The organism is Corallococcus sp. AB032C, from assembly GCF_003668935.1.
Taxonomy (GTDB): Bacteria; Myxococcota; Myxococcia; order Myxococcales; family Myxococcaceae; genus Corallococcus; species Corallococcus exiguus.
In genome coordinates this window covers 1-20866 of record NZ_RAWP01000102.1, presented here as the reverse complement: position 1 = coordinate 20866, position 20866 = coordinate 1, and the positions used below count along the sequence as shown (strand labels likewise).

At 45.9% G+C, this 20866-nt stretch carries 24 protein-coding genes; 22 read left to right on the top strand and 2 right to left on the bottom strand.

From position 1 onward, the window contains the following. Positions 1–9 precede the first annotated feature (9 nt). The 22 genes from D7X99_RS42500 (at position 10) to D7X99_RS33025 (ending at position 18770) form a co-directional block, all read left to right on the top strand. Entirely contained in the window at positions 10–2127 is a 2118-nt protein-coding gene (locus tag D7X99_RS42500) for a phage portal protein (RefSeq protein ID WP_147476333.1), read from the top strand. Positions 2128–2139: 12 nt separating this feature from the next. Beyond that, complete coding sequence (locus D7X99_RS42495; protein ID WP_147476332.1) at positions 2140–2349, top strand: hypothetical protein; 210 nt, start codon at positions 2140–2142, stop codon at positions 2347–2349. Then, positions 2342–3031, top strand: coding sequence for an HK97 family phage prohead protease (locus D7X99_RS33105; RefSeq protein WP_121781233.1), 690 nt, complete (start codon positions 2342–2344; stop codon positions 3029–3031). Before D7X99_RS42495 ends, D7X99_RS33105 begins: the two co-directional genes overlap by 8 nt. Positions 3032–3169: 138 nt before the next feature. Continuing rightward, positions 3170–4402, top strand: coding sequence for a phage major capsid protein (locus D7X99_RS33100; protein WP_121781252.1), 1233 nt, complete (start codon positions 3170–3172; stop codon positions 4400–4402). A 216-nt stretch (positions 4403–4618) separates the two neighbouring features. After that, positions 4619–4942 carry a head-tail connector protein gene (locus D7X99_RS33095; RefSeq protein ID WP_158627111.1) on the top strand — a complete coding sequence of 108 codons (324 nt, stop codon included), beginning with the start codon at positions 4619–4621 and terminating at the stop codon, positions 4940–4942. Continuing rightward, complete coding sequence (locus D7X99_RS33090; protein ID WP_158627110.1) at positions 4929–5243, top strand: phage head closure protein; 315 nt, start codon at positions 4929–4931, stop codon at positions 5241–5243. The genes D7X99_RS33095 and D7X99_RS33090 overlap by 14 nt, the downstream gene beginning before the upstream one ends. Continuing rightward, on the top strand, positions 5243–5692 hold the full coding sequence (locus D7X99_RS33085) for an HK97-gp10 family putative phage morphogenesis protein (protein WP_233613897.1): 450 nt from the start codon (positions 5243–5245) through the stop codon (positions 5690–5692). The genes D7X99_RS33090 and D7X99_RS33085 overlap by 1 nt, the downstream gene beginning before the upstream one ends. Beyond that, positions 5689–6111 carry a DUF3168 domain-containing protein gene (locus D7X99_RS33080; protein WP_121781229.1) on the top strand — a complete coding sequence of 141 codons (423 nt, stop codon included), beginning with the start codon at positions 5689–5691 and terminating at the stop codon, positions 6109–6111. The genes D7X99_RS33085 and D7X99_RS33080 overlap by 4 nt, the downstream gene beginning before the upstream one ends. A 1-nt stretch (position 6112) precedes the next feature. Beyond that, positions 6113–6535 (top strand): phage tail tube protein, encoded by a 423-nt coding sequence (locus tag D7X99_RS33075; protein WP_121781228.1) that lies wholly within the window; start codon positions 6113–6115, stop codon positions 6533–6535. 62 nt (positions 6536–6597) lie between these two features. After that, complete coding sequence (locus D7X99_RS33070) at positions 6598–6963, top strand: GTA-gp10 family protein (RefSeq protein ID WP_121781227.1); 366 nt, start codon at positions 6598–6600, stop codon at positions 6961–6963. A gap of 104 nt (positions 6964–7067) precedes the next feature. After that, positions 7068–7310: a hypothetical protein gene (locus tag D7X99_RS42490; RefSeq protein ID WP_147476329.1), complete on the top strand. Its 243-nt coding sequence runs from the start codon at positions 7068–7070 to the stop codon at positions 7308–7310. Beyond that, a complete protein-coding gene (locus D7X99_RS33065) occupies positions 7303–9552 on the top strand; it encodes a phage tail tape measure protein (protein ID WP_121781251.1) in 2250 nt (749 codons plus the stop codon). The genes D7X99_RS42490 and D7X99_RS33065 overlap by 8 nt, the downstream gene beginning before the upstream one ends. Positions 9553–9580: 28 nt before the next feature. After that, positions 9581–10285 (top strand): distal tail protein Dit, encoded by a 705-nt coding sequence (locus D7X99_RS33060; RefSeq protein ID WP_158627108.1) that lies wholly within the window; start codon positions 9581–9583, stop codon positions 10283–10285. 12 nt (positions 10286–10297) lie between these two features. Further along, positions 10298–11410: a hypothetical protein gene (locus D7X99_RS42485; RefSeq protein ID WP_147476328.1), complete on the top strand. Its 1113-nt coding sequence runs from the start codon at positions 10298–10300 to the stop codon at positions 11408–11410. A 10-nt stretch (positions 11411–11420) separates the two neighbouring features. Beyond that, on the top strand, positions 11421–12905 hold the full coding sequence (locus tag D7X99_RS33055) for a phage tail spike protein (RefSeq protein WP_121781225.1): 1485 nt from the start codon (positions 11421–11423) through the stop codon (positions 12903–12905). A 2-nt stretch (positions 12906–12907) separates the two neighbouring features. Next, the gene (locus D7X99_RS33050) at positions 12908–13105 is read left to right on the top strand and encodes a hypothetical protein (protein WP_121781224.1); all 198 of its coding nucleotides are present in this window, start codon (positions 12908–12910) and stop codon (positions 13103–13105) included. Between the two features lie 6 nt (positions 13106–13111). After that, positions 13112–13909 (top strand): hypothetical protein, encoded by a 798-nt coding sequence (locus D7X99_RS33045; protein WP_121781223.1) that lies wholly within the window; start codon positions 13112–13114, stop codon positions 13907–13909. Then, positions 13906–16809, top strand: coding sequence for a glycosyl hydrolase family 18 protein (locus D7X99_RS33040; RefSeq protein ID WP_121781250.1), 2904 nt, complete (start codon positions 13906–13908; stop codon positions 16807–16809). Before D7X99_RS33045 ends, D7X99_RS33040 begins: the two co-directional genes overlap by 4 nt. A gap of 59 nt (positions 16810–16868) precedes the next feature. Next, positions 16869–17219, top strand: a complete 351-nt coding sequence (locus D7X99_RS33035) for a hypothetical protein (RefSeq protein WP_121781222.1) — start codon at positions 16869–16871, stop codon at positions 17217–17219. A gap of 1 nt (position 17220) precedes the next feature. Next, the gene (locus D7X99_RS33030) at positions 17221–17415 is read left to right on the top strand and encodes a hypothetical protein (RefSeq protein WP_121781221.1); all 195 of its coding nucleotides are present in this window, start codon (positions 17221–17223) and stop codon (positions 17413–17415) included. A gap of 58 nt (positions 17416–17473) precedes the next feature. After that, positions 17474–17998, top strand: coding sequence for a hypothetical protein (locus D7X99_RS42480; RefSeq protein ID WP_147476327.1), 525 nt, complete (start codon positions 17474–17476; stop codon positions 17996–17998). Between the two features lie 55 nt (positions 17999–18053). Continuing rightward, on the top strand, positions 18054–18770 hold the full coding sequence (locus D7X99_RS33025; RefSeq protein WP_121781220.1) for an N-acetylmuramoyl-L-alanine amidase: 717 nt from the start codon (positions 18054–18056) through the stop codon (positions 18768–18770). A 961-nt stretch (positions 18771–19731) separates the two neighbouring features. Here the strand turns inward: D7X99_RS33025 and D7X99_RS42475 are convergent. Together D7X99_RS42475 and D7X99_RS33015 are read right to left on the bottom strand one after the other, a co-directional pair. Further along, on the bottom strand, positions 19732–20061 hold the full coding sequence (locus D7X99_RS42475) for a hypothetical protein (RefSeq protein ID WP_147476326.1): 330 nt from the start codon (positions 20059–20061) through the stop codon (positions 19732–19734). Further along, entirely contained in the window at positions 20045–20836 is a 792-nt protein-coding gene (locus D7X99_RS33015) for a ParA family protein (protein WP_121781249.1), read from the bottom strand. The genes D7X99_RS42475 and D7X99_RS33015 overlap by 17 nt, the downstream gene beginning before the upstream one ends. Positions 20837–20866: the final 30 nt, after the last annotated feature.

Genomic DNA, 20866 nt, shown 5'->3' with positions numbered 1-20866 from the left:
GGTGAGAAAATGGGGATTCACTGGCGTAGTTTTATCCCTCGTTTCTTTCAAAGAAAAGCATCAGAGGTAAACCGTTTAATAGCGGCCTGGTTTCTTGGTGAACCAATTTGGACGCCGGTTAACTACGAGAATTTAGCAAAAGAGGGATTTGAAAAAAACATATGGGTGTATCGATGTATTATGGCCATTGCGCATGCCGGCGCGAGTGTTCCTTGGCTCTTGTTTCAAACGCGGCGGAACGGTGACCGGAAGGAAATCACACAACATGCCTTGATCGATCTTTTAAATAATCCGAATCCGTTTATGTCCAGGCAGGATTTGATAGAGCATCTCATTGCCTTTCAGTTATTGTCTGGCAATGCATATTTGCAGCATGCCGGTCCAAAAGCCGGGCCACCGAAGGAATTATGGGCACTGCGGCCCGATCGGGTGAGAATTATCCCTCATCCTGTCGATCTCATTGGTGGTTATGAATACAGGATCGACGATTCCTTAAAACAGCAATTTCCGGCGGATCAAATCACGCACTTTAAGTTTTTTTCTGCGCTCGATGATTTCTACGGTTTATCGCCTATCCAAGTGGCGGCTCGTAGAATTGACAGCGATAACTTTGCGAATAACTGGAACGCATCGTTATTACAAAATGGTGCGCGGCCATCGGGTGCATTGGTAACGGATTCGACGCTCGGCGATGAACAATACAAGCGGTTAAAACAACAAATTCGCGAGCATTACATGAGTCCTAAAAATGCCGGGAAACCGATGCTCCTGGAAGGCGGCCTGGATTGGAAGGAAATGAGTTTATCTCCTAAAGACATGGATTTTATCGAATTGAAAAAGATGAGCCGTTTGGAAATCTGCGCAGCATTCGGTGTTCCACCGGAAATCGTCGGCGACATGGAGCATGCGACGTATTCAAACTACCAGGAAGCTCGGAAAGCGTTCTATCAAGACACCGTTATTCCGATCTTGTATAAAATCCGCGATCGCTTGAACAGTACGCTGGTGAAGAAATTCGGTGATAATCTCGTCCTGGATGTGAACCTGGATGCCATCGATGCGCTTCAAGAGGATCGGGCTGAAATGTGGGATCGCGTATTAAACGCGGTCGATAAGGGATTGCTCTCTATCAACGAGGGCCGTTATGAACTCGGTTTTGAAAACATCGAAGGCGGCGATGTCCGTTATGTACCGATGAATGTCTTACTTGAAGGCCCGGATGCGCCGGATTATGCTTCGTTGCTCGCTCCCGATCAGCCGTCGAATGGCCAAAATAACGACGAAGAGCCACCGGATGAAGCGGAAGATGAGGGCGAAGCGAAAAACCTGGAGCTAAAATCAGGGCTGAATTTGCAAACTCCTATACAAAAAAAGCAATATTGGCGGTCGTTCGACCGGAAGCGAATCGGCTTTTATAACTCGGTCGCTCGACAATTCAAAAAACAATTTGAAAGGGAAAAAAACGGCGTTTTAAAAGCATTCGATGAAGGCGGCGTGCATGAGGTAGAAAAATACCTCGACGAGAACGCTGGAGAATGGGGGAAATCGCTAACGGCGACATATATCGCGGTGATGGATGCTTTCGGTAAGGAAGTTTATAACTACCTCAAAGGGGTGAAATCATCCCAAGGAATGGAGAAAAAAGACGATGTAGAGGATGAATTTGATGTCTTTGATAAGGCGGTCCAAGAATTCATTTCGTCTACCGTTGCTAACAAAATTGTTAATATTAACGATAACACTAAAAATATGGTTAAAGAAATTATTAGCAAAGGGTTCGAGGAACAGTTAACGGTTCCGGAAATTCGCGATCAAATTGAAGCGCTCTATCTTGAACAAATCATTCCGAACCGATCGATGGTCATTGCTCGCACCGAGGTCATCAGCGCATCGAACGCCGGAAGCCGGTATGCAGCAAAACAGACCGGGCTTCAATTGGAGAAGGAATGGGTGGCTACGGCGGACAAGCGAACGCGAAAATCGCATAAAAAAGCCGATGGCCAGCGCCGGGGAATCGATGAACCATACGAAGTCGGCGGCCACAAATTGATGTATCCTGGCGATCCAAGCGGTCCGGCTGAAGAGGTTATCCAATGCCGATGCACCGAGGTTTACCATACCGTATAAGGGGATGAAAACATGGAATTACCGAAAGGATTAAAGATCGAGTGGGTGGATGCAAAGAAAAATCCACCGGTTTTTCGTTTGAAAATGTCGCGAGCGTTTCGGGTGAAGTTTGCTTGGAAGCTCATCCGAGAATATATTCCTCTCCGATGGTATCAGTACCCGTTGGCCTGGTATGTAGTTTTAAAAATCGCGTTGCAAATGGGGGGTGATCCGGATGAATGAACTAGAAGTCAAGTCGTTTAGCTTCGAGGTGAAATCAACAGACGACAATACATTTGAGGGCTATGCATCGGTATTCGGAAACGTGGACTCCTACGGCGATGTCGTGGAAAAAGGGGCCTTCAAGAAAACAATCCTGGAACGCGGCCATAAGGTGAAGGTTTTATGGCAACACGATCCTTGGACACCGATCGGGAAAGCGATTTATCTCGAAGAAGACAATCATGGCCTGTTTGTAAAAGCGAAAATATCGCAAACCGAAGAAGGAAAACGCGCCATGACGCTTATCAAGGATGGCGTGATTGATGTATTGTCCATCGGTTTCTCTACCGTAAAAGACGAATGGGACAACGAGAAAGGCATCCGTCACATTAAAGAGGTAAAGCTCTATGAATTTTCGCCGGTGACATTCGCGGCCAATGACCAAGCTGTTATCACAGCGGCCAAAAACGACAGCCGGTTGATGTCGATGCTCTATCGTTTCAATCAAGAACTTAAAGCTGGGAAAGTATTAAGCGGGAAAAACCGCGCGTTGGTGGAACAAGCGATTCAGGCTTTGCAGGCGCTCCTGGATGCGGCGGATGAAAGCGAAAATAACCAAAAACAAGGCCAAGGGGCCGAAGAAGAAAAACACGCGCAGGAAGTCTTGAAAATGATTCAAGATATTAAACAAATTAAATTTTAGTAAAAATGGATTGGTGCCACATTAAAAACTAACCAAGATAAATTGAGTTTTCAACGCCTATAAGGGCGTTTTTTTCTTGCACTTTTCTGTCCTAAACGGAGCCGGTTTATTGGACCACTCCTGGGGAAGAAAAGCCGCATGATATCAAAACCAAAAAACAGAAAGGGGATCACTATGGATTTAAAACAATTACAAGAGCAATTAGGCAATGTCTTTGAAGAATTCAAAAAAGCGCGTGATGCGTTCCATGAAGAAAAAGAAAAGCTGGGGGATGCAACACAAGAAACAAAGAACTTGGTTACTAAACTTAACGAAAAAATGGACGAGTTGAAATCTCGTATCGACGAACTTGAAACAAAAGCGAATCGTCCGTTTATGCCTGGCGGCGAAAATGGCAAAAGCAAACAAAACCAAATGACACCGGAGCAAAAGGCCGCCTTCTTTAAATTCATTCGTGAAGGCAAATCCGGCATGACTCCGGAAGAAAGAAAGGCGCTTGTTCAGGATTCGGCTGGTGAAATCTTGGTACCGGAAGCGCTCGATAACGAGATCGTTCGTGAATTGCCAAAAATTACGATCGCTCGTCAATTAGCCCAAGTGCGCACTACAACATCCAACCGTCAACGTCGCCGTTCGTTGAACGAAGTTAAAGTTGTGTGGGGTAAATTAGAGACTGGTATCGGCGCTCAATGGGCAGAGGGCGAATCCGATCTTGTTCCGGATGAGGAATACATCTACGTAGAAGATGTATTCGGCTGGACTACGATCGGTGAAGACGAACTCGAAGATTCGGATCAAAACCTAGAAGCATATCTCTCTGATTCGTATGCTCGCGCATTTGCGGAAGCAGAGGATACGGCGATGTTTGTTGGTACCGGTCATGCAAACGGCCAACCGGAGGGAATTCTCAACTCTGCGGTTCCAACATTCAATGCTGGACAAGTTGGCGCTGTTAATGCTGATGATTTCATTAAGTTGCCATACCAAGTCAAAGCGCAATATCGCCGAAATGGGGCATATGTCGTTAACTCGCAGACTGAATTGGCGCTTCGCTTGCTAAAAGACGGAAATCAACAATATTTATGGCAGCCATCGCTCATTGCTGGTAAGCCGGCAACATTTAACGGTTATCCAATTTATACGCAGGATGATATCCCAACACTCCGGGCGACTGGAACGGAGGCCAAAGTAGCTGTATTCGGTGATTTCTATCAAGGTTATCGTATCCTTAACCGGAACGGCGGATCAATCAAACGTCTTGAGGAGAAATTCATCGAGCAAGGTTTGGTCGGCTTCCGTTACAAACGTCGCGTCGGTGGCGGTGTCATCCGTCCAGATGCTTTGGTCATCTTGAAAGTTCCATCAGCATAATGAAATGGGGACGGATTTTTCCGTTCCCTTTTCTTTTTGGGAGGTGATTAACGTTGAAATTCAAAGCGAAAGCGGCATTGATTATTGGCAGCGAAGTTCTAACTCCTGGGCAAGAATACGATTCCGAGGAATTAAAAGTCGCGGATAAATATGTGAAATCATGGATTGAATCCGGCCTGGTGGAAGAGGTGGACGAGAATGAGTCTAAAAATAACGATGACGCTGGAGGAAATGAAACTGTTTCTTCGGGTGGAAAACGATCTAGAGGACGCTCTGATTCAAAATCTGAAAAAGACGGCGAGTAATGAAGCGGAGCGTTTTCTAAATACCGATTTTTCTACCACTGATGAAACGGGAAATGTCATCGAAAATGAAGCGCCGGATGAAGTGAAGCTGTGGGTGCTTAACCGAATGGCCCAATTATACGAAAATCGCGGCCAAGTTCCACCACCGGATTTTTCGATGATTCAACATCTGCGTGTTTATCCGTTTGATGGCGATTTTGGCCAACCGGAGGAATGCACTGATGAAGATTGGTAAACTGCGGCATCGTGTAACGGTTCAGGAATCTACTAGGGTGAATGATTCGATGGGTGGCGGCCGGGAGGAATGGAGCGATCTTTTTTCTGCCTGGACGAACGTAAAGCCAATAAAAGGGGAAAGACGATACGAAGCCATGCAGGTGAAAGGCGGCATCACCCATGAGATTGAAATGCGCTATCGTCCTGGTATTACGGTCCACCACCGGATTGTTTACGATGGGCGCATTTTTGAAATCGTGAATGTGTACCCGGATGAAATAAAAACGATGTTGACCATCGAATGCTCGGAGGTGGTGTGATGGTCAAGCCTAGACTTAACGTACAAATGAAGGGCCTGGATAAAACCATCGAGCGTTTTGAAATCCTGGCCAAAAAGAAGAAAAAAGAAACCGCAGAGCTTGTGAATCAGAAAGCGATCGACATTCAACGCGGCGCAAAAAAACGCGCTCCGGTGGATGATGGGGCGCTTCGTGCTTCGATTGTTATCGAAAAGTTTCAGAATGGAATGGCGGCGCGTGTCGGTTCGCGATTGCCTTATGCGGCCTATCAAGAATGGGGAACGGGTATTTACGCGCAACATCCGGACATTCCTGGTAGAAAGACACCTTGGTCCTTTAAGCATCCGAAAACCGGCGAATGGTGGATCAATTTCCGAGGGGCCAAACCACAGCCATTCCTTTTCCCTGCATTCGAAGCGGAAAGAGAAGATTTCCTCAAAAGAATTGAGGAGTTGTATAAAACGCTATGATGAATAAAAAGCTCGTTTCAACGCTAGGCCTTGTCAAATCGGCGGTGTATAAACGTTTAAGCGAAGATCCAGCGATTCAATCCGTTGTTAGTGGTGTGTATGACTATGTGGATAAACACGCGCGTTTTCCCTATATCGTCCTGGGGGAAATGACCGGCTTTCCCTGGGATTCCAAAACCTCGGCCGGTCAAGAAGTGACAATCACCATTCACACCTGGTCGGATTATCCCGGCGATGAAGAAATTCTGTTGAAAATCCACCCGTTGATTTTTGACGCGATCAGCCGGGAACCGATCGATGTTGGGGAGAACTTCGCGGTAATGCTAGCAAGGCTCGAAATAGAGGAAACCATTGAATCTCCCGATGGAAGAGCAAGACAAGGAATCACTCGATTCCGTTTCAGAATAATGGAGGTGTAGAATGATGGCTCGTTCTAAAGGTATCGATGGTGCGGCGGTGTTGGTGTTGGTGAACCTTGGCGATGATGTCACTCCAAACTGGACACCGGTTGCGGAACAAACCAACCTTTCGACTGAATCAACGCGGAACTTGATCGAAGCAAGCTCCAAAGATTCGGACCACACAAAATGGATTTATGGGAAACAAGATGATACGGTTTCCCTCGAAGCGCTTTATGTTCCAAACGATGCGGCATTTAAAGCGCTTGAAGATGCGATGAAAAATAAAGAGTCTGTCGTTTTACGTCGGACAGAAAATGGAACCGATATCGAAGAAGCGACAGCGCTCGTTTCGACAATCTCGAAAGAATGGCCGGATAATGATGCATCGACGGTTTCGGTCGAATTTCAATTAGATGAACCTTGGACTCCTATAACTCCTTAATGCGATAGGTACCCATTGATGGGTACCTTTTTTATTTCCAAACACTAAAGGGGGGATATGAAATGGCGAATAAAGCAAAAGGCATTGTCAAATTAAACGGTGATTATTCATTGCGTTATACAACAAACGCGTTGGTGGAACTTGAAGATGCTATCGGTCTAACGTTACCGGAGATTCTTGTTCGTTTTGAACGCGGCGGACTTGGTTTTAAAGCGATTCGTACCATTGTGTGGGCTGGATTGCTCCATCAATTCGATAACGGCGATGGAACATACGACATCACTCAAAAAGAAGTAGGCGATCTCATCGATGAACTTGGCTTTGAAGCAGTAATCGAAAAGGCAGCAACGGCATTAGAATCGGCGTTCCCTCAATCGGAAAACAAACCAAACCGGGAAACGCGTCGGCAAGGGATCGAAAAAAACTAAATAAGAGCGCTCGTATCGATTGGGAAGATCTCTATGCGAGCGCTCTTAAAGTTGGAATCAAGCCCGAAGAATTTTGGAACAGCACACTAAAAGAGATTAAGTGGATGGTTGATGGATATTGGTGGCGCAAAGATGAACTCGGCGAATTGTTGGCGCATTTCACAGCGATTCTCGCAAAACCGCATTACAAAAAGCGGAATCTTAAGAGTTCCGATCTGTATCGTCGTCGCGATCGGGAAAAAGACAATGTTTCGCTTGAAGAACGGCGCCGACGATTCGAGCGCGCTGTTCGTTTGATGGGACCGGATGCCATTCCTGTTACAAGGCAGGTGAGAAAGCATGCCTAAAGTATCCGAGTTTTTTGTTGAAATCGGCGCGAAAATATCAAACTTTGAAAAAGGAATTAAGGACGTTCAAAACTCTCTGGCTAGCTTGAATGAACGGATGCGAACATCCGGGGAGCAATTGACACAGAGTTTATCCGTTCCGATGGCCGTTATGGGTGGAATTGCTATCAAGTCAGCGGCCGATTGGCAAGCGGCGCAAGGGAGAATTCAAGCGTCACTTGGTGCTACCGGCGAAAGAGCAAAACAATTAACCTCGATCGCCAAGGAATTATATTTAAAAGCGTTCGGGGAAAGTAGCGCCGACGCAGCCGAGGGCGTTGCGAAGGTGGCTCGTAACCTTCAAAACCTGCCTACGGATCAACTACAAGCAGTATCGGAACAAGCATTTATTATTCGTGATGCCTTTGGTGTTGACATTAACGAATCCACCAAAATGGCAAACGTCTTAATGAAAAACTTTGGCATTTCGGCTCAAGAAGCACTCGATCTCTTAACGGTCGGATTCCAAAAAGGCGGCGATTACGCTGGTGACTTGCTCGATACCATGTGGGAATACGCGCCACAATTCGCGACGATGGGTCATAGCGCTAGGGATATGATGAATATCCTTATTTCCGGCGCGCAAGCCGGGGCTTTCAACCTCGACAAAGTCGGGGATGCGGTAAAAGAGTTTAATATTCGCGCGAAAGATGGAAGTAAAACGACCGCAGAGGCGTTTCGCGCGCTCGGTTTGGATGCTACAAAAATGGCCAATGACATAGCGGCCGGTGGTGAAAGAGGAAAAGCGGCCTTTAATGCTACCATCGCGGCGTTGGCAGCCATGGAAGACCCGGTCAAACGGAATCAAATCGGTGTTGCTCTATTCGGTACACAGTGGGAAGACCTCGAAGCAAAAGTAATTACATCAATGACCACCACAAAGGACCAATTAGGGCAAGTCGAAGGGGCGACTCAACGTGCCGGCGAAGCCATGCGGAACAATTTCGGAACACAATTACAAGAATTGTGGCGGCAGACGTTAGTGGCTTTGGAACCATTAGGCCTGGTGCTTATTGATTTGGCGAATGCGGTATTACCGATTCTTGCGGCGGCCATACAAAAAGTTTCGACTTGGTTCCAAAATTTAAGCCCAACCGTTCAGAAAGTGATCGCGATCATCGGTGTATTGGTGGCAGCCATCGGTCCATTATTAGTAATTTTCGGAATAATGGCCGGGGCCATTGGACAGGCATTGCCGGTAATCTTAAAGCTAACGAGCGTATTTAAAGGGGTTATCACTGTCGTTCGTGCGCTCGGAACGGCATTTACGTTTTTAGCAACAAATCCAATAGGCCTGATAATCACCGCGATTGCGGCGGCAGTAGCCATTGGTATCTACCTATGGAAAAACTGGGATACCATCAAGCCGAAGCTGGTAGCCATTTGGAATACGGTCAAAGATAATATTGCCCAAGCCTGGGATGCGGTCAAGGCGAAAGCGGCGGAGTTGGCCAGCAATTTGATCGCCAAGTGGGAATCTATTAGATCGTCGGTCGTTTCAAAGGTTCAGAGCCTGTGGAGCAGTGTGACCTCAATGTGGGAATCATTGAAATCCTCGGTGGTTTCTAAAGTACAAAGCCTATGGAGTAGTATCACTTCCACCTGGGAAAATATCAGATCGTCGGTGGTTAATAAGATTCAAAGTTTGAAAGATGGCGCGGTTTCAAGATTCCAATCTCTTGTTTCCTCTGCGAAGAGCAATTTTGAATCGGCAAAGAACGCGATTATAAATCCGATCGAAACGGCGAAAGAGAAGATTCGCGGCATCGTAGAAAAAATCGAGGGCTTTTTCAGCGGTCTGAAATTAAAAATTCCGAAGCCATCGCTCCCACCGTTACCGCATTTTAAAATCACCGGTAAATTCTCATTGAATCCACCATCGATTCCGAAGATTTCGGTCGATTGGTACGCATCCGGTGGTATCATCGATGGAGCAAAATTAATCGGCGCTGGGGAAGCCGGACCGGAGGCGATCATTCCTTTACGTGGTCAAGCAATGCAACCATTCGCAGAGGCGATCGCGGAAAAACTCAACGCGATCAGCGGCCAAGGAAGCATGCAACCATTGGAGATTATCGTTCCGGTCGTCCTGGATGGCCGAGAAATCGCGCGTGTAACGGCTCCATATATGGATACGGAATTGGGGCGTAGACGGAACTCGTTAAGTCGCGCCAAAGGAGGGCGGCTAAATGCTAAACTATAACGGTCATGATTTAAGCAATCTATTAATCGTGAACAGCATTGGCAGGCCAATCCTGCCACCTCAAATCTTAAGCACCAAGGAGATCTATGGTCGTCCTGGTGCTTTCTTTTTTGAAAAAAGACACGGTCCGGTCGTGATACCGGTGGGTGTGACACTCAACGCAAAAGGCCACACTCAATATCGCGCGTTGGTCCGGCAGTTGGCGGTTTATTTAGATGTTGAAGAACCAAAGCCGATGATTTTCTCCGATGAACCGGACAAATTCATTAACGGAATCTTGCAGGATGAATCGACTTTAGAAGAAATCGCAACAACTGGCCAGGGCGAACTGCAGTTTTATTGTCCGGATCCATTTTGGTATGCGCTTGAAGATGATGTGATGTCCTGGAAGGGTCCAGGAACCTATGTGCTGGATCGGAAAGGAACGGCTAATTCCGAGCCATTGATTGAAATTAAAGGGACCAACAATGGCGGAAAAATTACGTTACAAACGGACAATACCACCATCAATTTCACCGGAATTCTATCGGCCGGTGAAACGCTTGTATTGGATTCGGCGTTGATTACGGCGTACATCATCAAAAACGACGGCTCTCAAGTATCGGCGATTCACGATATTGATACCATCATTATGCCGATCCTGGTTCCTGGTGCGAATCAATTAACGATTTCCGTCAGCGGCGGTGCATCTGTTACTCAATTCAAAGTAACGGCGCGAAGCCGTTGGAAATAAAGGGGTGAAAGTATGGCCAAAACACCATATAGCGATTTGAAAAGCGAAGACATTTTATCGGCTCATATTAGCGGTTTGCAGCATTCCGTCAATAAAATCGAAGAAGTCCTAAACATGAAAATCCAAAACGTGACCGGCCATACATTGGTTCCGGTTACCGACCAGGACGATCCGTCATTGCGCTATCGCATTTATGAAGGAACAATCCGGGGATGGCTTGATAATCCTTCGCCGGTTATCTATCGAAATGGAGCGCCGGTAGACCCGTCTGAATACACAATTTCTCCTGGACATGGAGTGGTGGTGTTCCATCAGCAGCAATTGTCTACCGATGTGATTACGGCCGATTTCACCTATGTAATAGCTGGATCCTCGGTGTTGGACCAAATTCTCGCGGATATGGCTCAAATGCAACAACAAATCACCGATCTTCAAAATCGGCCAACCGGCGGAGGTAGCGCAATGTTCCATTATCCTGGAACATACCGGTCGCATTCGGTCGCTGGCGTAGGCGATTTAATAGAAGTCAAGGACCAATCGGGCGCAACAAAAATCCAATTTGTAACCGACGTAGATTTTACAGGTCAGAAAACCTCAAAGGCCTACTCGGTTGTCAATCCGTCTTATGCTACAAACATATTGGCCGCAACAAACACCGTCGAATTTTTCCCTTTCCCGGTGTCAGAAACAACGATTTACGATCAAATGGCCGTTCAAGTAGACAGCAATCCTACCGGTGGCCTGGTGATGGGTGTTTATGCGAACGAAGGCGGCAAACCAGGGGCATTAATCGCGCAAACCGTAGCGACCACTCTTTCAGCGACCGGGTGGGTTGAGTTGCCGTTTCAAAGCGGCGATCTTCAATTAGAACCAGGTCTGTATTGGCTTGCTCGCTCCAATCAAAACGGAGTGTATTTTGGTCGCTGTTTATATGCGTATCAAGCGATCCCTCTTGGCGATTTTGGAACTCCTACTTATAACGGCTCCGGAAATTATCCAGCATGCGCGTTGCGTTCAACCGGTTATACTTATCGGTCGAATTTGCCGGCGTATGCATCAAGCGTTACCGTTCAATTGCTGAAACGGAATTTTTACTGCTCTCCTTGGATCCGGAGAAAGCCGTAGGTGATGTGGAATGAACAAGTATAACCAGCTTGGGCGCGTTCGTTATAATCAGCTTGGTCGAATGAAATATAACAGCCAAGAGACGGAATATAAGCCATTATATAATCGCCTGGCGTTATCCCGTCCGGTTATCCTGGACCAAAACCGGCGGCGGCTCGCGGTGTTAGAAAACGCGGATGACATCATCTTGGAACAAGAAGTCAACGGCATTGACCAACTCACGTTTACATTGCCTTGGAAGGATAAAAAGCGGAAATATATCCAAAATGAAAATCTAGTGCAATTGGTGGATCGGCTGTATATCATCCGTCGTGTTTCTATCAAACGGTCCGGGCTATCCCCTGCGGAAATCGAAGTATACGCGGAGGCATTGTGGTATGATTTGCAATTCGCCGAGCCGGTGACAAAGTCGCGGTGGGAAGAAGCGACACCGGCGGAAATTATGGCAGATTTACTTGCTGGCACCGGATGGTTCGTCGGAAATGTGACCATCACTCGTCGTCGTACCTTGGAAGTGGAAGAAGGGATCACCAACCGGCTAGAAGCTCTCGCTGAACTACCTAGCTTATTCAGCGGTGAATTGAAATTTAACTCGTCGAACATGACCGTCGATTTTACGGAACCGGTCGGAAGAAAATCCGGGGCGGCGATCGTGTACTCGAAAAACCTAGAAGAAATCGAAGCAATCTATGACACCGAGGAATTGGTCACGCGGATCTATCTGTACGGAAAAGACAACATGTCCATCGCCGATGCAAATGATGGCGTTCCGTACCTGGAAGATTTCAGCTATACGAACAAGGTCCGGGTTCGCGTAATCAAAGACGAACGGTTCACGAATCCGTACTATCTCAAAGAAAAGGGACAGGACGCATTAAAAGTCCTGGCGCGTCCTCGCGCTTCGTACATTATGAAAGCATCCGATCTATCGTCGCTTTCGGGGCTATCGCACGAAGAATTTTTCCTGGGCGACGAGGTATTGGTCTTTGATGAAGAGCTAGGAATCAATGTAACTACGCGTATCATGTCCTGGAAGTATAACGTGAAGGAGCCTTGGAATACAGAACTGCAGCTCGAAACTAAACAACCAAGTTTGACCGAACTCTTGACCGGTATCCAAGATAGCGCGTCATTCTTGCAATCCGAGGATACCGTCGATCGGAGCGAAATGCTCAACCTTCACGTTTTTAACTATTTGATGAACTCAAGGGCTGATGATGGGTTTAATTATTGGACAAACGATGGATGGGAAATCGATCCGGTGAATGGTTATAGTGGGAATGCTTCATTTAAGGCTACGGCCCAGCCTGGAGTAAAAAAATCATTGAAACAAACGGTCTATCCTTCTCATCGTGATTCTTATTCCATCAGCATGCGTGTGGCCACCGAAAACTTGCAAGTTGGAACCGGAAAAGTCGGGGTGTATATCCGCATCAAATATACGGATGGAACAGAAGATGAACCGATTTGGATTTCACTAGCCGAGGAGGCGTAATCATGTATTTTAATCTCATAAATCAAGCGATCGAGGTGAAAAATCCCGATCGTGGTGTTGCGGCGATCGAAGTTGAATTTGTCATGAAAAACTGTCAATCCGGACAAATCAATGTTACGGATATCATGTTGCAAGGGGGAACGATCGCGACCATGTGGGCTGGCCATCCTTCGGAGACTCGTTGGTCCTTGGATGGGTGATGAGACATGAACAAGGAATCCTGGACGCGCTATTTAGCGACGTTATCGAAATTCCAAAGAAAAAAGGTATCCAGCATCGAAATAGAATTCGTCGTGGAAAACGTCGAAGCAGGAACGGTTCGTATAACGGATCTCCAATTGCAAGAAGGGCAGCAAGTGACGGCCACCATTCCAAATACGGCCGAATTTTTTACACCAAAGTATGGAACGCTGGACGAAACCAAGACAGCCGTCGGCGGCGATTTGTACCTGGGCGATCAACCGAGGGTGTTCTCTGGTGTGAAAAATCGCTTTTATAACATCGTCGGCCGAGGGCATGAAGCAATTGTGGCTCCGAATATCTACGAAGATGATTTCTCGCAAAAATTAGTTACGACTGCGGTGGATATCACCTTGTATGCGAAGAATGATTTCGACCTTTTACGAATCTCAACGAACTATGGCGATTTCGTTTCCGGCGAGGAATTGACGTATGAAGATGAACCGGACCACCCATTAAATAAACGGTATAGCCGCGAGTTCTTTTTTGAAGGCGGCCCGGCTGGTAGTGAAATCAAACTATGGGCTTCTCAAAACATCGCCACTATCAATGGGCAGCCGGCAAACCGAGCCAGCCGGTTACTGAATGTCGGGAACGGAACGTTAAAAATTAAACGTCAATTGTTCATGGGATTGCCTTATGGTTCCAATCGAATACGGATTGAATTTTATAAGCTGGTGAATGGGAAAATGCAAGACACCGGCATCGGTTATTGGGGAATCGTCGAATTGATCCAATGGCAAGAAGGGAAGTCGAAACTATGAGTATTAAATTCTTATCCTGGTCTTTAAATGAACCATCGAACGTTCAATTTAAACAATACGCGAGAGAAATCGCGCTAGGACAATGGCAAATCATCGACCCGGACGCTTGGAAAAATTGGGGCGGCGATCAGCGAAATTTTTGGTATGCGTTCCTGGCGCATCACCAAAAGTTTTACGCGTTCGGTCTACATGATTTCGGCGTGTTGGCCGATGGCTCCATTTATCATTACAAGGCCGGAGAGTCATATCCGGTGCTTACATCGGATGAATCGGCTATCCGGTATTGGATGAGAGACTCCCTTCGTTACCTGGTGGATCATTATCCAAATATCAAATGGTCGCTACAAATGGTTTGTTTTGGTGAAAGCCGGGTAGAACCGATGCTCGATAACGCGAATAATTGCCAGGACACCTTCATTCGGCAATTAAAGAAAATCGCGCAGCTATACATGGACCGTTTCCCTGGTCGCATCAAAGGGATTGAGATGGACTTTGAAAAAAGCTCATCTCGAAGCCGTTCATATCAAGAAGCGGAAAAGTACCGGGATCTCCTGGTCCGGGTAAAAAATGAAGTTTGTATCCCTCTCGGCCTGGAGTTGCGCGTTAACCTTCACGCGATGACCGGCGATTTCGAGCCGTATTGGTATCAATGGACCGATTATCGTACTGTTGCCAGCGGCATTGATGCAAACGGAAACCAAGCCATCGATGAGTTTCAAATCATGTCATACGATTTCTCGCATAATAACTCGGCTCCTGGGCCATCGACACCGATATGGTGGCTTATTCAGGTCCTGGAACACGTGAAAAATGTTTTGCCACCAGAGAAAGTGTTCATCGGGAATGCGGCATATGGTCGCCGTTGGCCATTGAATGAGAAGCGATCCGGGAACGCGGTCCGGTATTGGCAGTTGCTCATGTGGCAAAATGGTTTATTTAAGCATAACGCTGGCCAAACAAACGAAAACGGCGAGTTTGTTTGGTACGATCAATCCTTCATCCCTTATGTTGGTTTCCATGATGAGGAATCCGGATATGAGAAAACGTTCCTTCATGTCTACGATCGGTTCGCAGTACAATTCGCGAAATTAATAGAATCGTTCAATGGAACCGATGTCATTTTCCGGTCTACGTATAATGGTCAAGATTACATCACTAGCTATTCCAAGCACCAAAGGGCCGAATTTACCGGAATTCAAAAAATCATCACTGATGTATCGAGCCGATCCGGGAATACGCGCCAAGGGACGACCTGGACACCGAGCGATACGCTCCCTGGCTATACGTTTATCGGTTATTCGGCTCATTCGGCGGTGTATAACTATAACGAGGACTTGAACACTTGCGAACCGGCCGAAGATGAAACCGGCCAAGATGGGAAGCTCATTTATTCATTCACGTTGCCAAGCGCCGGGAATTATCGATTAATTGCAGCGGTTTATTTTCCATACCTCAATCCGCGCATCCCGATCTTGGTAAATGGCCAAAGTTTCACTATTGGTGAAATCGGGAATCAGCCGGAATGGTATCCGTTTTATGTGAATCCGTCTAAACACTTTTATGACTGCGGCGTATTCTCGTTTGGAACTTCTAACACCATTGAGGTGGGTGTTTGCTCGGACGACGCGCAAATTCTAGGATTTATTGTCTGCCAAAATTTCGAGCATGGAATGTCCGGCGGTGAAGTGGAATATACGGTGAATCTCCACCCGGCAATGAAACGGGGAACGGTCCAGGATGGAATCGTTTCTAAAGTAGAAGCAGATTTTCCGGATCAAATGACCATCACCGGCGAATTATTGCGGCGGCCACCTCGTCCGGCCATCATATGGGAGGATATGTTTGGTCCTCATGTCAATAGTGGTATTACTGACTTGGCTCAAACTCGGTATTATCTCCATGTCGATCCTGCTTATGTTCCACCTGGTAGTAATCCGGACCCTAATTTGAAGCGTTGCGTTGGTCCGGCGGTGGCTAGAGGTTATTCAAATGGGGTATGGAAGCCGATCGCGGCAACCGAAACCGAAGAAGCGCACGTATTCGCCGATACAAGGGCACAGTCTATGCAATTGATCGTCAACCGCCAATACGAGATGAACGCTCATATCGAAGCGGATTTGCGCGCTGACGTGAACGATAGAAACGCTGTGTACGGCATTCGCTTTTGCGCCGATCAAGCCGGACAAATCGGGCGAGGGTACGTATTTGTTGCCGATCATCGAGCCGGACGATTTTATCTCAAATATGAAAGTGGCGGAAACAGCCAAGTGTTAGCGTCTGCTCCACTCACGTTGACGCTCGGACAACGCTACACATTCAAGGTTCGAGTGTACGGCAATCATATCAAGTGCATGGTCGGGAACACGGAAGTCATCGACTATCCGAGTACACAAACGTTTCCGGCGCCGCCAAACAAGGGAGCGCACGGTGTATATGCGAGTGGTTGCCGCGTGAAATGCTACCGGATCCAAATTGCTACAAACGATCGGTACGAACCAATGGAGAAAGTATCGGCGATCGTGGATGGTGTGGAGCATATCGCTCTGGAAGAAAGCCGGCCATACTCCTATGACGAATTGGGCTACCTGGTGTATTCCGGTTTCGATTCCGACGAAGGCCTGGGAATCGAAATCTCCAATGACTACGAAAACCTTCCAATCGCTACGGTTCCGTCCTGGCGCGGCGATAAAACGATCCGGATTCGAATGGTGGACGCTGGCGTATGGTTACGAAACTTCTATATTGGCGATTCGTCCGGTTTCTCGATTGCATGGAACAGCGACCTAGAAGGCTTTATTAGGACGCTCCGATATATCTCTGAATATGGATGCAAAGGCGTAGCCATGTGGACCGTCGGGCAGGAAGATCCGCGCGTGTTCACGTATCTCCCAGCTAATTAAAAATAGAATTAATATGTTTATTAACAATAAAATTAACATTATAATTAATGTTAGGAGGCATGGGCATGTCCACAATGGATGGGAACGGCGTAACGATTACGCTTCGGGAAATCTATGATTCGTTGAATGGAGTGTCTAGTTCATTGGAACGTTTGGAACAGAAGATTATCCGGTTGGAAGAAAAAACATCAATCGCTGGAGAAGCGGACGAACGAAGCCGCGAAGCTCTGAAATTGGCCGAAGAAGCGCTCGAAAAGGCAAACGAATCATTAATTATTGTCAAAGAACAAAAACGCGAAAAACAGGAATTTAAGAAAATATGGATTAGCGCTGTCCTTACTGCAGTTATTCCTTGGTTATTGAGTTTCTTGCTTGCTCTTATCTACCTTGTTCTGAAAGGAGGGATTTAAGATGAAAGATTGGAAGAAAATCATCGGTTATTTCATACCGATTATTGCGCTCGTTATCGCGAACATCGCCAAAGTCGATGATCCGTCGCAGATTGAAGGGGCGCTTGAAATCATTGTTTCCGGCATCTTTGGCTTGCTAGCGGCCATTGGTGTTTATCGAAGCCATGATAAAAATAACGATAGTGCAAACGGTTAAAAAAATATGAAAATTAACGTTAATGTTAATATTTTTATTAATTAAGGGGGTTATATTTATGGCTCAACCACAAATTTTAATCAATGATAGTCTGGAAAAATTCCCTATTTGGGATAGCATGGACGCGAATCAATTGCTTGGCTATTTGTATCCGAAAGAACTTTTTGTCGATACTTATGGTTATTCCGGAGAAAAAACGCCTCACTATGCTTATACAAGCGCCAAAGGATGGACAAAGTGCTGGATTCCAACAGGTGAATATGGAGCTGATTTAGCGTTTGGAACAAGCTACGATTATGGTTGGGGCTCATGTCGCGAAACCGTACAAGGCTATGTTTTTAAAGTTCGCAGTGCTTGCCGGGTGTTTGAAGGTACAACATTCGTCACGCGTCTTTATGCCGGCGATATTGTTTATACTGATGGGGAGTCGCATGCAGGCTTAAACTACCCTTATCGCCTTTCTATTAACGGTTATAAAAAATCAAACGGCGAGTGCAAATGGCTTAAAAATGGTTTCTGCGATACTGACATGGAGATTGGTAGAACGATGTATAACGAAACTTGCGTTTATGGCGCTTGGTAAAATTCAGAGGACAACAATTCCGTTGTCCTCTTAATGAATAAATGGGGGGATTGCAATGGCTGATTTTGTACAAGTCCTCGACCCAGGTCATGGCGGTGATGATCCTGGCGCGGTAGCGAATGGGCTACGCGAGAAAGATTTGACGTTAAAAATCGCGCTCTATGCGCGTGATTATATCCATGAATTGTACGAAGGCGTGAAGGTGTACCTCACTCGCGAAAAAGACGTTTTTGTTAGCTTAATTGAACGGGCTAATTTTGCCAATCGTTTAAATGCAGATCATTTCTGCAGTATTCATATTAACGCTGGCGGTGGAAAAGGATTCGAGTCTTTTATCTATAACGGCAATTATCCAAACAAACCGAAAACACAAGCGTTGAGAAACGTTTTGCATGATACGATCGTTTCAGAAACCAATCTCGCCAATCGTGGTAAAAAAGAAGCAAATTTTGCAGTGCTTCGCGAAACAAATATGCCAGCGGTGCTTACCGAGAACGGATTCATTGACAATCCAAGCGATGCGGCATTCTTAAAATCGGATGACAATCTCCGAAAAATCGCGCTGGCACACGCGCATGGGCTGGCAAAAGCTCACGGTTGGAAAGCGAAACCGAATAAACAACCATCTCCGCAGTCCTCATCACCATCGAAAGGAAAAGTATTTTACCGCGTCATTACTGGTAGCTTTGAAAACCGAGAAAACGCGGAGCAATGCGTTAAAGAATTAAAAGCAAAAGGATTCGACTCCTTTATCGATGTCTACAAAAAATAATTGAGAAAAAATTTGGACCATATAATAAATGAACTTTGTTTCTTATCCTGTACTTTTTATAATGAAAGTACCGAATTCTCGTTTTCATTATCGCTTTTTTATTCAAAAAGCGACCATTGGAGTTCTTTTTGGTGTTCGCTTAATGCAACCATGCATATGCTCGATCCGCGAAATCCCTGGCGTATAAACGGTTTTACGCCTGGGGTTTTTTGTTATGCCTATAATCTGTTTTATGTCAACTGGATTATGTCGCGTTTAGAATAAATTTTTTCGGGTTTTTAGGCAATTTTGTTCTCGTTTCGCATAACATCATTACTGAACCTGGAACAATGGAGGTGATGATGGATGAAAGCGATCGTGAAGGAAGTTATTGCTTGGATTCTCGTTTCGATCATGGCTGGTTGTTATATCTATATAGGTTTATTGATCCGGGAACTTGTGAAGTAAAGGGGGGAACAAAAAAGTGTGGGTGGTTCACAAACGTTTGGCCGAACTGTGGTTTAAGCAATTGAAAGAAGGCGCTCTTTCCAAGGAGGAAGCATCGGAGTTCAAACTTTGCCTGGACGCGAATATTCGGAAGGTCCAAAAATTGGCCGAGTTGGAGAACCTCTCGCTCATCGCGTCCATGACTAATGATACGGAATGGCAGCATGAAATATGCCTGAAAATTGATGAGTTTTACGAAAGTATGGGAATAACGGTAAAATAAGGCGTGCAGAGAATCGCTCTACGTTGCATCGAAATTCGATTTTATGGGTAGTAGCCTTACTCGATGCAAAATTCAAGCGCTCATTTCGAGCGCTCTTTTTTTAAAATTTAACATATTCTTCGTGTGCTTCTTCTTCTGTTTTCATATCCATGAAATAAAGCATTTTTCTTTCTACCTTTCGAATCTCGTCCTCGGAATATCCTAATTCCTTTAATGCCATGATTGCATATCCGATCGCGGCTCCGTTCGTCATTATAACCATCCCTTCTCTTTGAATACTTTTTTTACGGCTTCGTTCACGATTTGGCTCTTGATGCCTTTTCCACCGTTTCGGGCGATCCGGTCGATCGCGGCGGCCACCTCGCGTTCAAAATAAATCCCTTTCAAAACATGAGTTTTATCCTTCTTCTTATTGTTATTAATAATCTCATCTAAAGTATCAATATTTTCATTTTCATTTTCGTTATCAATCGTGTTATCATTTTTATTAATATTAATGTTATTGTTTTGGTGAATGATATCGTCTTTTTTAATATTAGCGACATCGCCAAAGCTCGCGATGTGTCTATGTTTCCGAGACATCCTCATCAATCTCCTTCGCTAATTCAAAATAAGAATAAACTAACGGGTTATTTTTGTCCGTCAGCGTCGCCGGTAATCCTTCGGTCGCAACGCTGGAAGCAAAGCGAACCGTTCTAGGAATAATTGTATCAAACATACGAATGCCATTGTTTATGCAATACGCGCGACATTCCTGGATGATCCGACTGTGGAGGTAGGTCCGTTTGTCTACTAAAGTGGCCACTACTCCCAACACAGACAGTCCTGGATTATATCTTTGCCGGAATTCATCAATGGCATTCAAAATTTTCACAAGCGAACGCATGCTATAGCTTTCCGGTTGGAAAGGGATGAGGATCTCGTCTGCAAAACATAGAACGTTTCCCTGGGTGAGACCAAGGTTTGGCGGCGTATCGACGAGAATTACGTCATAATCGCTCACGATCCGGTCCAGGTGTTTCGTCATCAGCATGAACGGCTCCGGGTATTGGTCCACATTGGTTAAAACGTCAAACTCAAAGAAAGCCATATCATCGTTGGCCGGCAATAAATCGATGTTCTCATGAACGTTCTGGATCGGATATTGCGGTGGCAAATCGTTGACCAATACGTCATAGATGCTCGCATTGAAACTGTCCGGGTTCAAGCCGAAAGAAAGCGCAGCATTGCCTTGATTGTCCGTATCGACAATCAGCACCTTATTTCCCTGGAGCGCATACACGCCGGCCAAATTTGTAGTAATGCTCGTTTTTAAAACTCCACCTTTATTGGTGCTTACAGCGATCACTCTGCCCATGAATAACATCCCCCATCATCTTCTTCACCG